General features: G+C 68.0%; 9 protein-coding genes. 4 read left to right on the top strand and 5 right to left on the bottom strand.

All coding sequences use genetic code 11. The features are described from left to right. Position 1: 1 nt before the first annotated feature. Positions 2 to 154: a hypothetical protein gene (locus ACSQ3Y_RS00575; RefSeq protein WP_164470713.1), complete on the bottom strand. Its 153-nt coding sequence runs from the start codon at positions 152 to 154 to the stop codon at positions 2 to 4. Here ACSQ3Y_RS00575 and mltA point away from each other — a divergent pair. After that, positions 87 to 1,313 (top strand): murein transglycosylase A, encoded by a 1,227-nt coding sequence (gene mltA / locus ACSQ3Y_RS00570; protein ID WP_164470714.1) that lies wholly within the window; start codon positions 87 to 89, stop codon positions 1,311 to 1,313. The genes ACSQ3Y_RS00575 and mltA overlap by 68 nt on opposite strands. Before the next feature lie 46 nt (positions 1,314 to 1,359). Further along, positions 1,360 to 3,378, top strand: a complete 2,019-nt coding sequence (locus ACSQ3Y_RS00565) for a DUF2868 domain-containing protein (protein WP_436176097.1) — start codon at positions 1,360 to 1,362, stop codon at positions 3,376 to 3,378. A gap of 21 nt (positions 3,379 to 3,399) precedes the next feature. Here the strand turns inward: ACSQ3Y_RS00565 and ACSQ3Y_RS00560 are convergent, their stop codons facing one another. The 4 genes from ACSQ3Y_RS00560 to ACSQ3Y_RS00545 form a co-directional block, all read right to left on the bottom strand. Further along, complete coding sequence (locus ACSQ3Y_RS00560; protein ID WP_436176096.1) at positions 3,400 to 5,103, bottom strand: MFS transporter; 1,704 nt, start codon at positions 5,101 to 5,103, stop codon at positions 3,400 to 3,402. Positions 5,104 to 5,191: 88 nt separating this feature from the next. Continuing rightward, on the bottom strand, positions 5,192 to 6,667 hold the full coding sequence (locus tag ACSQ3Y_RS00555) for a DUF3999 domain-containing protein (RefSeq protein ID WP_436176095.1): 1,476 nt from the start codon (positions 6,665 to 6,667) through the stop codon (positions 5,192 to 5,194). Beyond that, the gene (locus ACSQ3Y_RS00550) at positions 6,664 to 9,573 is read right to left on the bottom strand and encodes a DUF2339 domain-containing protein (protein ID WP_436176094.1); all 2,910 of its coding nucleotides are present in this window, start codon (positions 9,571 to 9,573) and stop codon (positions 6,664 to 6,666) included. Before ACSQ3Y_RS00550 ends, ACSQ3Y_RS00555 begins: the two co-directional genes overlap by 4 nt. 358 nt (positions 9,574 to 9,931) lie before the next feature. Next, positions 9,932 to 10,414 carry an Lrp/AsnC family transcriptional regulator gene (locus tag ACSQ3Y_RS00545; RefSeq protein ID WP_436176093.1) on the bottom strand — a complete coding sequence of 161 codons (483 nt, stop codon included), beginning with the start codon at positions 10,412 to 10,414 and terminating at the stop codon, positions 9,932 to 9,934. Between the two features lie 188 nt (positions 10,415 to 10,602). Between ACSQ3Y_RS00545 and ACSQ3Y_RS00540 the strand changes: the two genes are divergently transcribed. Together ACSQ3Y_RS00540 and yajC are read left to right on the top strand one after the other, a co-directional pair. Beyond that, on the top strand, positions 10,603 to 14,178 hold the full coding sequence (locus ACSQ3Y_RS00540) for an indolepyruvate ferredoxin oxidoreductase family protein (RefSeq protein ID WP_436176092.1): 3,576 nt from the start codon (positions 10,603 to 10,605) through the stop codon (positions 14,176 to 14,178). A gap of 301 nt (positions 14,179 to 14,479) precedes the next feature. After that, entirely contained in the window at positions 14,480 to 14,815 is a 336-nt protein-coding gene (gene yajC, locus ACSQ3Y_RS00535) for a preprotein translocase subunit YajC (protein WP_436176091.1), read from the top strand. Positions 14,816 to 14,851 lie beyond the last annotated feature (36 nt).

Here is a 14,851-nt window from a genome sequence, read left to right as displayed (position 1 = left end):
TTCAGTCCTTGGGTGTCGGCGCGCTGGCGTCCTTGCCTTCCTCAGGTTCTGGGGCCTTGAGTTCGCCGCTGCGGCGCCCCGAAAACATGGTCCACCAGACAATGGCCACCAGCACCACCAGCGCCAGCAGCGCTTCAAGCAAAATCAGACCCATGAAATTGACACTCCTGCGCCTTGTGATGACGGCGCTGATTGTAGGAACGCTGGCCGCCTGTGCCTCCCGGCCTGCCCCCACAAGCCCCTCTTCGCCTGGGGCCATCTTTCCCGCACCCGTGCCCGGCGCCGTGTTCGTTCCGGGAGACAACGGTCCCCTGCCGCCCGCCATGGCACAGCCCAAGAGCCGCTGGATCCCGGTGCGCTGGGCCGAGTTGCCGGGCTTTGCCAACGATGCGTTGCACGAGGCCTGGAACGCCTGGATCAAGAGCTGCGAGCGCCCTGCGCCGCAGTTCACGCTGCTGTGCGGCGAGGTGCGCCAGCTGAGCATCGCCACGCCCGAGGAGCAGCGCGCCTGGATGGTGGCGCGGCTGCAGCCCTACCGCGTGGAGTCGGTCGAGGGCAACCCCGAGGGCTTGCTCACCGCCTACTACGAGCCCATGATCGACGCCGCGCGCCAGCCCGGCAACGGCTTCACCGTACCGGTGTACCGCCTGCCGGCGGGGCATGGTGCGCGCAAGCCCTGGTACACGCGCCAGCAGATCGACACGCTGCCCGAGGCGCAAGCCGCGCTGCAGGGCCGTGCCATCGCCTGGCTGCGCGACCCGGTCGAATCGATGGTGCTGCACATCCAGGGCTCGGGCCGCCTGCGCGTGGCCGAGCCCGATGGCTCGGTGACCCTGGTGCGCGTGGCCTACGCCGGCACCAACGACCAGCCCTACCAGAGCGTGGGCCGCTGGCTGCTGGACCAGGGCGCCACGCGCGACGCCACCTGGCCCGGCATCCGCGCCTGGCTGGCGCAGAACCCGCAGCGCACCAACGAGCTGCTCTGGGCCAACCCGCGCTACGTGTTCTTCCGCGAAGAAACGCTCGACGGCATGGAGGCCGGCTTCGGTCCCAAGGGCGCGCAGGGCGTGGCGCTCACGCCGGGCCGCTCCATCGCGGTGGACCGCCAGAGCATTCCCTACGGCACGCCCGTGTGGCTGGCCTCCACGGGGCCGCAGGTGCAACTGAACCGGCTGGTGCTGGCGCAGGACACGGGCAGCGCCATCCTGGGTGCCGTGCGGGCCGACTACTTCACGGGCTGGGGGCAGGAGGCCGGCGACATCGCCGGCCGGCTCAAGCAGGGGCTGCGGCTGTGGGTGCTCTGGCCCAAATAGGCATCACCATGCCTTGCCCCGCTCCAACCAAGGGGGATAAAGCGGCATGCGCGTGACCGAGCAGCAACTGCGCACGGTGGTGCTGGCCCAGGCGATCGAACATGTCGATACCGAGCGCATGCTCATCGGCCAGGCCGAGATCGACGATGCCACACGCAGCGCCATCGCTGCGGCCCGCGAGCGCGGCGTGCAGCGCGTGGACGTGGGCGACATTGTGCTCGACCGGACTGCCGCCATCGTCGCGCGTGCCAGTGGCAGGGACGCCGCCATTGCGGCGCTGGAGCGGCCCAGTGTGCGCCTGCAGTGGTTGGCCCGCGCCCTGCCCCTGGCCGCCCTGCTGCTGGGGCTGGCCATCGACCGCATCGCCAACGCGCACCGCGTGGACCTGCTCTCGGCCCCGCTGCTGCTGGTGCTTGCCTGGAACCTGGCCCTGTATTGCTTGCTCGCCTACCGTGCCGCGCGTCCACCGACCGGTGGCGAGCGGGTGATGCGGGCGATGCCGGCGTTGTGCCACTGGGTATGCGCGCCCAGCGCACGCGCGGGGCGGCGGAGCCTGACGGCCCGCATCGCGGCGCAATTCCATCAGCGATGGTTCGCCCACACCGCAGGACTCTTCGCGCAGCGCACTTCAGGCGTGTTGCACCTGTGTGCGGCGGCCTGGGCAGCGGGGATCGCGTCCTCGCTGCTGCTGCGGGGTCTGGTCGTTCGCTACCAGTTCGGCTGGGAAAGCACCTTCCTCGATGCCGGGCATGTGCACGCCATCGTCACGGTGCTTTTCTGGCCGCTCACCGCCTTGGTCGGCCTAGCCCCGTTCTCGCTGCAGGACATCGCCGCCACCCAGGACTTTGCGGGCGAAGGCGTCGCAGGCAGCCGCTGGGTGTGGATGTACGTGGGCTTGCTGGCCCTCGTCGTGGTGCTGCCTCGGCTGGCCCTGGTGGCCTGGGCGCGCTGGCAACAGGCCCGGCTGACCCGGTCATTGCGCATCGACCCGCAGGACAGTGCCTTCGACACGGTGCGCCAGGGGATGCCGAGCGACATCCTTGTCGGGCTGCAGTCCTCGGACGCCGCGCAAGCCACCGCCCTGCACGGCATTGTGGCCTGGCACGCGCAGCAGGGGGTGGTGCACAGTGCGCAGGGTGATCGCCTTCGCTTCGTTGACGCCGCCGGAACCGCCGACAGCCAGCCGGTCGATGCGGTACTGGCCTGGGGCAGCGTGCCGGGTGGCGCACCTGTTCCCCCTGCCTGGCAGGCAGCGCCCTTGCTGGAACTGCGCTGGCAGGAGTTCGCCGAGAGCTGGGTGCTGGAGCCGGCGCTGTTCGACCGCCTGGGCGCCTTGCTGCCCCGGCACCAGCCGGCGCTGGGGAGGCTGCGCCAGGCCTGGGTGGCGCGCAATGAAGAGCGCTTTGAAACATCGCTGCAGGCCCTGGCGCAGCACCTGCGCGCTGTTGCCAGCCTCAGCGCGGGTGGGGGCGCGAATGACCATGCCGCGCGCTATGCGCAGCAGGTGCAGGCGCTTGATGCCGTGCTGTGGTCGCTCCATGGGCATGGTGCCGTGCCACAAGGGCCGGCGCCTTCTGGCCCCCATGGGGTGCCAGCGCGCAAGGCGGATGGAACGGCGATGGTCCTTGGCACATCCGCCGGCGCCGCCGCAGGCGCTGCGGCGGGTGCCAAGGTTGGAGCGCTGATCGACATAGGCTCTGGCGGCATGACGCTGGGGGCCGGCACGGCCCTGGGGGCGCTGCTCGGCGGCACCACCGCCTGGGTGTTGCGCAGTTTCCAGAAGAAGGGCGCGGCCGAGGAGGTGTTGCTGCATATGGCCGAAGCGGCCTGCACCCGCTACCTGGTTATCGCGCACCAGGCCCGCGTGCCGATGCAGGATTTTGCGCAGCTCGCGGAACGCTGGCGTGCCGAGGTGACGGCGACCGTGGCCGTGCACGGGGCCGCCCTGGATGGGGCGCTCAAAGCCGGGCCTGCCCCGGCCGACCCCTTGCTGCCGCTGCTGCGCTCCATGCTGCAGGGGGTTCTGCGGCGCAGTTTCAGGCCGGCTGCGCAGGGCGGGGCATAACGCCGCAAGCAGACCGAGAGATCAGCGCTCCACCACGAAGCGCGAGACCACAGGTGGGGCGTCGCCCAGGTGGAAGGCCAGCTTGCGTTCGCGCAGCGCCACGTCGGAGGCGGTGACCCGGTCGAAGCGGCGCAGGTGCTCGGTCCAGGATTCGTCCTCGATCTGCTCCATGTAGCGGGCCGGGTCGGCGATGTCGTGCTGCAGCTGCCACGAGAGCGCGCCCTGGCGCAGGCGGCTGCGGCGGCTTTCCTGCATGAGCGCGCGGAAGTCGGTGGCGCGTGCGGGGTCGATGAAGTACTCGATGGTGACCACCACATGCCCGCGTTCGGGCGGGGTGGGCGCCACGGGGGCCTTGAAGGCCTGGGACGGGCTCAGGTCTTCCTCGATGCTGCGGTCGGCCACCAGGCGCTGCACGACCACCATGGCAATGGTGCCCGTAACGGCGGCCAGCGCGAGGCTGGTGTGCACGCTGGTGAGCGTGGCCACCTGGCCCCACACCGCAGCGCCCAGGGCGGTCGAGCCCATGATGGCCATCTGGTAGATGGACATGCCGCGTGCCCGCACCCAGTTGGGCAGCGCCAGCTGGGCCGACACACTGAGCGAGTTGGCCGTGGTGATCCAGGCCATACCACCCACGAGCATCGCGGGCACGGCCACGTAGACATTGGGCGCCACGGCCATCACGCCAGTGGCTGCCGCCTGCAGCAGGGTGCCGCGCAGCACCAGCACGTCGCGCGGCATGGCCTGGCGTAGGCGCGGCAGGAACATGGCGGCCACGATGGCCCCCGCCCCCATGGATGCCAGAAGCAGCGTGAAGGTGCCCGCGCCGCCGCCCTCCAGGCCCTTGGCCAGCAGGGGCAGCATGGCCAGCAGGGCGGTGGCGTGCAGGAAGAAGATGGAGATGCGCCAGAGCACGGCGCGCATGCGCGGCGACTGGCGCACAAACTGCAGGCCCACGCGCATGGCACTGGGCAGCCGCTCGCGTCCCAGGGGGCTTGGCACGTGGTCGCGCTTCCAGCGCATGATCACCAGGCCCGAGCCCACCGACAGCACCGCGTTGAGCACGAAGACCCAGGCGCTGCCGGCGCTGGCGATGATGGCGCCGGCCACCAGCGGGCCGATGATGCGCGAGGCGTTCATGGCGATGCCATTGAGGGCCAGGGCCGCAGGCAGGTGGGCGCGGCTGACCAGCTCGGGCACGATGGCGGAGAACACCGGCCAGCGCATGGCCAGCCCGATGCCGTTGGCAAAGGTCAGCCCCAGCAGCAGTGGCGCCGTCATGCCGCCGACCAGCACGGCCGCGCACAGCACCAGCGCCACGGCGGCCACCCAGAACTGCGTGGCCATGAAGTAGCGCCGCCGGTCCAGGATGTCGGCCAGCGCGCCGCTGGGCAGGCCCAGCAGGAACACCGGCAGGGTGGAGGCCGACTGCACCAGCGCCACCAGGATCGGTGAGGTGGTGAGCGAGGTCATGAGCCAGGCGGCCGCCACGTCGTTCATCCACATGCAGGTATTGGCCGCCACCCAAGTCAGCCAGAGCATGCGGAACACGGGCACCGAGAGTGGTGCCAGGGTGGACAGCGAGGCCCGCTGCTCGGCGGTCGGACCGGGCTGGGCGGCTGTGGCTTCTTCTGTGGTTCCCTGCGCAGTGCCGGCCCTCACGTTGGTGGGGGCGGGTTCGGGTGCGACGCTGCGCGTGCTTTCGTGGGACGGCAATGGTGGCATGCCCCCCTATTGTGCGACGGTTGGAGTGGCCGTGCTGGGTCAGCGCCAAATAGCCGACTGCAGGCCTGTCTCCTCCCCCAGCACATCTTCACACCGCATCGGTGGGCTCAGCCAGTGCGTGGTTGCCCGCCCGCCTGGTCTGCCGCAGCAGCAGCCAGGCCATGAGCGCTAGCGCCCCCACGCCTGCCAGCAGCACGCCCCACAGCACGGCACTTCGCGTGGAGATGCCGCTGCTGGCGGCTGCAGCAGACACCAGCGCGCTGTCTTTGGGCTTGCCCCCGGTGATGTCGGCCCGCGCTACATCGGCCAGTGCCATGGGCAACTGGTTCTCCTGAGCGGGCTGGTAGCCCGGCACCAGGCTGGCCAGGGGCAGGAAGGCACTGGCCGCCGCGCTGGCGCCGGGCAGCCCAGCCGCCAGTGTGAAGGGCCCTTGCCCGCTGGCCAGGAACACCAGCTGCGCGGGCTCGAACTGCAGCGCCATCTCGGGCGCGGCGGCAAAGCCGGGGGTCTTGGGGTCGGCTTCGATCTTGATCTCGCGCACCGAGGCGCCGCCCAGCTCGATGGGGCCGCTGGCCTGCTCCTTGCCTGCCATGGTCATCCTGTAGACCACCGCGCTCGCCAGCGGCGACCAGGGCTGCTCGCGGTGGTTGCGGCCCAGCACGCGCACAGGGATCAGCACATTGTTGCCGGGCGGCTTGATCTGGAGCGCGGCGACTGGCGTAGCAAACGGCAGCGCAAACACCAGTTCACGCGGATTGGTGCCCAGTGGCGGCACCGCCATGCTGGCGCTGACGCGCTCGCGCGGGCCCGTTTTGGTCGAGGTAGCCAGCTTGACGCCGCGCAAGGTCACGGCAGCGTCGCCCCAGGTCACGCGCAGGTAGTGGTCCTTGAGGTCGGCGCGCTGCAGGTCGATCTGCTCGCTGCCCAGACGGCCTGGTGCCGTGGGTGCCACCGCAGCGTCGGCGCGGTACAGCACGGTCTCGGCCAGTGGGTGCCAGTGCTTGAGGTCCTTGCTGGCCTGCACCTGGAACGTCACGGGTTGGCCTGCTGGCAGATCCGCGTCCAGGGCCATGCGGTTCGCGGGCAGCTGCACATCGCGCGCGTCGAGCAACGCGCCCCGCACGGTTTGTGTGGCTGCAGGACCTGCTGTGCCGGCGCTGTCGATCTGCACCACGCGCTGGCCCTGGCGCTCCTCGATGCGCAGCGACAGGCCTTCCAGCCCTGCCGTCCCCGCGCTGGCAGCGCCCAGGATGGGATAAGCGGGCAAGGTCACTGACTCCTCGGGGGCGCTGGCCGCTGCCAAACCGGCCAGTGCCATGGGCACGGGCTGGCCCGGGCCGTTGAAAAGGCGCAGGTCGCCGTAGCCCGGGCTTTGCAGGCGCACCAGTACCTCGGCGGGCAGCAGCATGCGCTGCAGCGGCGCATCGGCCGCGAGCGTTACGGGAATGCGGATGGCGTAGGCCGCAGGGTTGTTGGCATCGGTCACCGCGTGGGCCGCACTGGCACACAGGGACAGGGCGGCAGCGGCCAGTGCCAGGGGCAGGTTCAGAGCGACAGGCTTCATGGGAGTAGTGCTTCTTGTTGCGATGGCGCCAGCGGTGGCGCAGCAGGCTCCGCGCGGGCATCCGCCTTGGGCGGCAACGGCGCGAAGTAGCCCACCACCAGCATGAGCGCGCCCACGGCGATGAAGGCAATGATGCGTTCGGCACCGCCGGCATTGGACAAATCGATCAGCAGCAGCTTGACCACCACCCCGCCCAGCAGGCCCGCGCCCACCAGCCACAGTGAACGCTGCACGCGCCGGTGCGCCAGCACCATCATGCTGAGCGCCAGCAGCGTCCACAGGATGGCGTAACCGGTCTGCACCACGAAGCTGTCGAACAGCGCCGACGCACCCCAGGGCACGCCGAAGAAGTGGTGGGCCACACGCAACCACACGGTGTTGATCACGATGAACGCCAGCAGCGCCAACGCCTGCAGCGCATGGCGCCCGGTGACCCAGCCCGAGCGGGCCGGGAGCGGCAGCGCCGAAAGCAGTACCCGCCGCCAAAACACCAGGCCGCCCAGCGCGAGCGCGAGCGTCAGGTCGGTGGGGTTGAACAGTGGAATGTAGGGCAGCGGCGCGGTGTGGCCCGACGAATGCACTGCCGCTAACAGCGCGCCCCAGAACACCATCACCGCCAGGGGCAGGGCCGCCAGCCAGTAGTAGGCCTCGGCATGTGGGTTGAGCGGCCATGGCAGTGCTGCACGCGCTGCCAGCCGGTTGCCACGACCCGCCCACAGCGCCAGCAGCATCAACACCGCAATGGCGCTGACCAGCAGGACCACACCGGCCCAAGAGGTACGCCACAGCTCAGCCTTGCCGATGCCGGACCACAGGCAGTCGGCCAGCAGCAAAGTCACCAGCCACGCTGTGGCGGCATGGAACCAGCCAACGAGCGAGGTGGGCGCACCTGGCTTGCCATCCACATCGGCCGTCACCTGCAGGCGGTCCGTCTGCCGCAGCATCCACACATGCAGCGCCAGCACGATGGGCCACACGGCCCAGGCGGGGGTGGCGAGCACGCGGTAGCCGTCGGCCACCTGCACGACCAACCCCAGCGCCAGCACGGCAACGGTGCCGCGCGCCGGCCAGGTAGCCACTGCCCAGCGCGTGCGAAGGCCCAGCACCATCGACAGCGCGGCGCTGAGCACGACGGCCAGCATGGCCAACAGTCCGGTCACCTGTTCGGAGAACACCGATATGGGCCACTGGCCGGCTTCCAGGCCGGGCACACGCCGCGTGATTTCCATGAGCCAGGCCAGGCACCAGAACACAAAGCCGTAGAGATAGGCCGGGTTGGACAGCCGCGCCTCAAGACCCGCATAACCCCGGGTCCAGGCCGAGCCGCTGTGCGGCAGCGGCTGGCGCAGCCACCAGGCCAGCAGCAGCGAGGGCAGCGCGATCAGCAACGCGCCCAGGAAGGCAGGGTTGACCAGCGGCAGCGGCGAGATGCTGGAGGTGCTGCCTAGGAAAGCCAGCATGGCCACGACCTGCAGCACAAGCCCGAATGCGCGCGGCATCCAGCGGGCCTGGCGCATGCCCACCCAGAAAGCGCCTGCGCCTTCGAGCGCCCAGACCGCAGACGTCCATTGAGCGTCCAGCGCCAGCGGCACGGCCAGTGTGGCAAAGCCCACGCCAACGGCAATGAAACATTCGACGAGCAGGCGCCAGCTGTCCAGCGCGCGGCGCGCCAACACTGTCGCTGTCACCAGGTACAGCGCGGCAAAGGCCATTGAGGAGAAGGCGGCGCCCAGCTCGAAAGGCTGTACCAGCCCGGCCTGCAGACCAAAACCCACCAGCGGCGTACCGAAGACCAGCATGGTGTCGACGGCATTGCCCAGCTTGGTGGGTGTGTTGCGGGCATAGAGGATGGCAGCACAAAGGTAGATCAGCACAAAGCCCGCAAGGAAGGGCTGCGTGCTGGCGTAGTTCTCGGGCTGGTACTTGAGCGCACCCCATGCCGAGGCGACGCCAAAGGTGGCGACAAAGCCCACCACGTTGAGCATGCGCCAGGAGCGCTTGTGCGCAATGAAGAGAATGGCCAGGTTCAGCAGGGTGTAGTAGCTGAACAGGCCCACATGACTGCCCTGACCCGTGGACAGCAGGATGGGTGCGGCAAAGCCACCGGCAAACGCAGCCACGGCAAGTGCGCGCGAGTCCTGCAGCAACGCCAGCGCGCAGCTAGCCGCGCAGGCCGCGATCATCAGACCGAAGGCATAGAGCGGTGGCAGCAGCCCGTAGAGCCGGAAGGCGGCGAACACGGTGAGGTACATGACCGCCACGCCACCGCCCTGCAGGGCCAGCGCAAAAGCGGGCTTGTCAGCGCGCTTGCGAAAGCCCACCACCAGCAGCGAAATGCCCACAGCTGCGACCGCAGCCAGGCGGAATTCGACCGGCAACAGCCCGGCCGAAGCGGCATACCGTGCAAGGAAGGACAGGCCAATGAACAAAATCACCAGGCCTACCCGCACGATGGTGTTGCCGCCCAGCAGCCAGTTCCTGGCTGCAAGCACGGCCTGCTCCAAGGGGTTGGGTGGGGCGGGCTGGCGAAGTGCATCGGGCCGGGCAGGCACCGGAGCCAAGGTGGAGGCCGAGGTCGGGACGAGCGGCAGGCCGTGCGGCGTGAGTTCGCCCGTCCAGAACGGATCGTCCGTGTCCGGGCGTTCGTCCAGGGTCGCCGGCGGGGGGGGCGGTGAGGGCGAGGCCACTTGTGCCCGGTCTTCGGCCGTGGGCGCCGCCGCAGCCGGCGGTGCGACAGCCTTCGGAGCCTGCGCCTGCAACTCGGTACGAATGGCGGAGCGCACCGCCCAGCGCAACGACAGCGCGGCAAAAAAGCCCAGGATGGCGCCGACGAACGGTCCGAAGTCGCCATGGCCGCCAAACCACGAACCCAGCACCGCGCCCCAAAAAATGCCCCAGATGATCATGCCGCTCGCTCCCTCTTTGGGACTTCCTTCGACAGGCCGCCGGCCGGTACCAAAGAAGCCATCGTATTTTTAGCCCCATCGGCCAACGCGCAGCCCCTGAGCATTGCGGCAAAGCGCACCGATCGTGGAGAGGGTGCGCGCGCAGCTGGGTGGTTCCGCGGTGGTTGTGCCGTGGCGTCGCTGGCTTATACAGCACACCCTGTGGTGAGTCCACGCCCGAACGCCTTGTTACCTTGCAGTGCATCGGGCATCGGGCAGCGTACCAGCCCTGTGCGCAGCGGCATGTCAGCCCCGACGGCAAAAATAGGCCCTGGCGCATTTCCATCAAGCGCAATTTGCTACAAAATCAGTAGCATCATCATTTCGTCCGGGCCAGGTGCGTGAGCGGCAGCGCCCCGCTGGCCTTGACTTCGCCCAGGGAGAAGCTGGTGTGCATGTCTTTCACATTCGGCAGGTTGAGCAGCACGTTGCGCGCGAACTGCGAAAAGCTCTCCAGATCGCGCGCCACCACCTGCAGCTCGAAGGTGCCGGTGCCGCTGATGTAGTGGCAGGCCACGACCTCGGGGATCAGGGCGATCGCGTCTTCCATCTTGCGCGTGAGGTTGCCCGTGCTGCGGTCGGCGTCCAGGCGCACGAAGGCCAGTACCCCGAGGCCGATCTTGTTGCGGTCGATCTCGGCGCGGTAGCCTTTGATGAAGCCCTCTTCCTCCAGCGCACGCACGCGGCGCCAGCATGGCGCGGCCGACAGGCCCACACGCTGGGCCAGCTCGGCATTGGTCAGCCGGGCATCGGTCTGCAGCTCGTTGAGGATGGCGATATCGAATTTGTCGAGAGTGTTCACAAAATGGCCGTATCGAGAAAGATCCTTTCTCAGAATAGCCCAAATGCGGCACACAACGCAAAGACTTATCAGCGAAGCAGGCATACACTTATCTCACATTGGAGGCGCTGCACTCAACGTGCGGTGCGGCCGTGAACCCCGCCCTCACAAGGGGCGTACCCCACAAAAAAGCCATTGGAGACATAGCCATGAACGCACCACTGCCCGAGCACATCCGCAAGGCCCTAGAAACTGTCACTCTGGATGACAAATACGCCTTGGACAGTGGCCGGGCCTTCATGAGCGGGGTGCAGGCCCTCGTTCGCTTGCCCATGCTGCAGCGCCAGCGCGATGCGATGGAGGGGCTCAACACGGCCGGCTTCATCAGCGGCTATCGCGGCTCCCCCCTGGGTACCTACGACCAATCCCTGTGGGCCGCCAAGAAGCACCTGGCGGCGAACAACATCGTCTTCCAGCCCGGGGTGAACGAGGAACTCGGCGCGACGGCCGTGTGGGGCACGCAGCAGCTGGACCTGTACCCGCAGAGCAGGAAGTTCGACGGCGTCTTCGGCATCTGGTACGGCAAGGGCCCGGGCGTGGACCGCTGCTCGGACGTGTTCAAGCACGCCAACATGGCCGGCACGGCCAAGCATGGCGGGGTGATCGCCATTGCCGGCGACGACCACATCAGCAAGAGCAGCACGGCCGCGCACCAGAGCGATCACATCTTCAAGGCCTGCGGCACGCCGGTGTTCTTTCCGAGCAGCGTTCAGGAAATCCTGGACATGGGTCTGCACGCCTTTGCCATGAGCCGTTTTTCGGGCGTGTGGTCGGGCATGAAGACCATCCAGGAAGTGGTCGAATCGTCGAGCAGCATCTCGGTGGACCCGGATCGCGTGAAGATCGTGATGCCCGAGGACTTCGTGATGCCGCCCGGCGGCCTGCACATCCGCTGGCCCGACGCGCCGCTGGAGCAGGAGGCGCGCCTCATGGACTACAAGTGGTACGCAGCCCTGGCCTATGTGCGCGCCAACAAGCTCAACTACAACGTGATCCAGGGGCCCAACGACCGCTTCGGCATCATCGCCAGCGGCAAGGCCTACAACGACACGCGCCAGGCCCTGGTGGACCTGGGCCTCGATGACGACACCTGCCGCCAGCTCGGCATCCGCGTGCACAAGGTCAACGTGGTCTGGCCGCTCGAGGCCACCATCACGCGCGATTTTGCCCAGGGCCTGCAGGAGATCCTGGTGGTCGAGGAAAAGCGCCAGGTCATCGAATACCAGCTCAAGGAAGAGCTGTACAACTGGCGCTCGGACGTGCGCCCCCATGTGCTGGGCAAGTTCGACGAGCCCGAGGGCGATGCCACCGGCGGCGAATGGTCCATGCCCAACCCCAGCCAGAACTGGCTGTTGCGCGCCAAGGCCGACCTGACGCCCGCCATCATCGCCAAGGCGATTGCCAAGCGCCTCAAGAAGCTGGGCGTGTCGAGTGACATCATCGCGCGCATGGATTCGCGCATCGCCGTCATCGAGGCCAGCGAGCGCGCGATGACCGAGCTCAAGGTGGACACGGGCGAACGCGCCCCCTGGTTCTGCAGCGGCTGCCCGCACAACACCAGCACCCGCGTGCCCGAAGGCTCGCGCGCCGTGGCCGGCATTGGCTGCCACTACATGGCCAACTGGATGCCCGACCGCAACACCTCCACCTTCACGCAAATGGGTGGCGAGGGCGTGACCTGGGTGGGCCAGGCACCTTTCACCACCGACCAGCACGTGTTTGCCAACCTGGGCGACGGCACCTACTTCCACAGCGGGCTGCTGGCCATCCGCCAGAGCATCGCCGCGGGCACCACCATCACCTACAAGGTGCTCTACAACGACGCCGTGGCCATGACCGGCGGCCAGCAGGTGGGCGAGCGGCCCGAGGGCCATTCGGTGCTGCAGATCATGAACAGCCTGAAGTCCGAGGGTGTGGTCAAGCTCATCATCGTGACCGATGAACCGCAGAAGTACGACGGCGTGGCGCTGGCCGAAGGCGTGACGGTGCACCACCGCGACGAACTCGACATGCTGCAGCGCCAATTCCGCGAGATCAAGGGCTGCACGGTCATCATCTACGACCAGACCTGCGCCACCGAAAAGCGCCGCCGCAGGAAGCGCGGCACCCTGGCCACGCCCGACAAGACCGTGGTCATCAACGACCTGGTGTGCGAGGGCTGCGGCGATTGCTCCACCAAGTCGAACTGCCTGAGCGTGGAGCCGGTGGAGACGGAATTCGGCCGCAAGCGCCGCATCAACCAGAGCACCTGCAACAAGGACTACTCCTGCGTGAACGGCTTCTGCCCGAGCTTCGTCACGGTGGAAGGCGGCAAGCTCAAGAAGCCCAAGAAGGAAAAGAAGGGCGACCTGGCCAGCCTGCCGGCCATCCCGGACCCGGTACTGCCGGTGGCCGAGACGGCCTGGGGCATCGTGGTCGGCGGCGTGGGCGGCACGGGCGTGATCACCATCGGCTCTTTGCTGGGTATGGCCGCGCACCTGGATGGCAAGGGCGTCATCACCCAGGACGCCGGTGGCCTGGCCCAGAAGGGCGGCGCCACCTGGAGCCACATCCAGATCGCCAACCGCCCCGAGGCCATCTACACCACCAAGGTCGATACCGCCAAGGCCGACCTGGTGATCGGCTGCGATTCCATCGTCGCCGCGCACAAGTACACCCTGGCCGTGATGCAGCCGGGCCGCACCTTCGTGGCCCTCAACACGCATGGCACGCCCACGGCGGCCTTCGTGACCAACCCCAACTGGCAGTTCCCCGGTGCCAACTGCGACAGCGCCATCGAGGCGGCCGTGGGGGCCGGTGGCGTGGGCAGCTTCGATGCCGAGCAGGTGGCCACCCAACTGCTGGGCGACAGCATCTACACCAACCCGCTGATGCTGGGCTACGCATGGCAGAAAGGCCGTGTGCCGCTGACGTTCGCCTCGCTGATGCGCGCCATGGAACTCAATGGCGTGCAGGTGGACAACAACAAGGCAGCGTTCGAATGGGGCCGCCGCTGCGCCCATGACCTCAAGGCCGTGCAGTCGCTGTTCCAGGCCGCGCAGGTAATCGAGTTCGTCAAGAAGCCTTCGCTGACCGAGATGCTGTCCAAGCGTGTGGATTTCCTCACGGGTTACCAGAACGCCGCCTATGCCTCCGAATATACGGCCTTCGTGGAAAAGGTGCGGGCCGCCGAGGGCAAGCTGGGCGCCGGCACCCGCCTGTCGGAGGCGGTGGCCCGCTATCTGTTCAAGCTCATGGCCTACAAGGACGAGTACGAGGTGGCGCGCCTGCACACCGACAAGGCCTTCACGGACAAGATCGCGAACATGTTCGAAGGCGATTACAAGCTGGTGCACCACCTGGCACCGCCCATGACGGCCAAGAAGAACGACCGTGGCGAGTTGGTCAAGCAGCCGTTCGGCCCGTGGATGCGCAGCGCCTTCGGCGTGCTGGCCAAGCTCAAAGGCCTGCGCGGCACCGCGTTCGACGTGTTTGGCCGCACCGAGGAGCGCCGCATGGAGCGCGCGCTGATCGTGGAATACCGCGCCTCGATCGACGAGCTGCTGCAGGGCCTGACGGCCGACAACCTGGGGCTGGCCGTCGACATCGCGCGCATTCCCGAAGACATTCGCGGCTACGGCCATGTGAAGGAGCGCCACCTGGCCACGGCCCGCCCCAAGTGGGATGGCCTGATGGCCCAATGGCGCCAGGGCGGTGCCGTGCGGTCCGAGCGCCAGGCCGCTTGAAGTTGGGCGGTGTGGCCGCACCTTTCTCGCAGAGCCCGCGCTTGCGCGGGCTTTTTGCTATCAGGAGTGTAGCGTCACCTCCTTTGCTGCATTGCCCTTGGCGGCATTGCGCAGCGGGGCGTGGCGGCGACGCCCGGCAGGCCGGTGGCAGGCAACAAACACCCGCCGCCAGCTTGGGTCATACCCCTTGGGGGCGTGGCAAGGGCCCGCATACAATGTCCTGTTGCGCCCAGCGCGCGCCTTGGCGCTCGCTGCAGGCGGTTTTCAGTGTGTTTTGACCATCCGTTGTGGAGTTTCGTCCGTGTTTATTTCTTCTGCTTTTGCCCAGACTGCTCCCGCCGCCGCTGCGGGCGGTGGTGACATGATGTCCTCGCTCACCGGCATGCTGCCCCTGGTGCTCATGTTCGTGGTGCTGTACTTCGTCATGATCCGCCCCCAGATGAAGAAACAGAAGGAGCACCGCTCCATGATCGACGCCATTGCCAAGGGCGATGAGGTGGCGACGGCCGGCGGCATTGTGGGCAAGGTCACGCGCCTGTCCGAAGGTTTCCTTCACATCGAGATCGCCAGCGGCGTCGAAGTTCAGCTGCAGCGCAGCGCCGTGGTGCAGGTCCTGCCCAAGGGCTCGGTCAAGTAAGGCCTTCAAGCCCCCTGTATCCGGGGCGTTCCGGCC

Origin of the sequence: Acidovorax sp. LjRoot66 (assembly GCF_964253305.1) — a bacterium.
Taxonomy (GTDB): Bacteria; Pseudomonadota; Gammaproteobacteria; order Burkholderiales; family Burkholderiaceae_C; genus Acidovorax.
The sequence above is the reverse complement of the archived record's forward strand: the minus strand, read 5'-3'. Positions and strand labels throughout refer to the sequence as shown.

Excerpts from the sequence above, each read along its gene's own strand:
- mltA (WP_164470714.1), top strand. The coding sequence starts at position 87 with ATGGTCCACCAGACAATGGCCACCAGCACCACCAGCGCCAGCAGCGCT.
- ACSQ3Y_RS00575 (WP_164470713.1), bottom strand. The coding sequence starts at position 154 with ATGGGTCTGATTTTGCTTGAAGCGCTGCTGGCGCTGGTGGTGCTGGTG.
- ACSQ3Y_RS00565 (WP_436176097.1), top strand. The coding sequence starts at position 1,360 with ATGCGCGTGACCGAGCAGCAACTGCGCACGGTGGTGCTGGCCCAGGCG.
- ACSQ3Y_RS00560 (WP_436176096.1), bottom strand. The coding sequence starts at position 5,103 with ATGCCACCATTGCCGTCCCACGAAAGCACGCGCAGCGTCGCACCCGAA.
- ACSQ3Y_RS00555 (WP_436176095.1), bottom strand. The coding sequence starts at position 6,667 with ATGAAGCCTGTCGCTCTGAACCTGCCCCTGGCACTGGCCGCTGCCGCC.
- ACSQ3Y_RS00550 (WP_436176094.1), bottom strand. The coding sequence starts at position 9,573 with ATGATCATCTGGGGCATTTTTTGGGGCGCGGTGCTGGGTTCGTGGTTT.
- ACSQ3Y_RS00540 (WP_436176092.1), top strand. The coding sequence starts at position 10,603 with ATGAACGCACCACTGCCCGAGCACATCCGCAAGGCCCTAGAAACTGTC.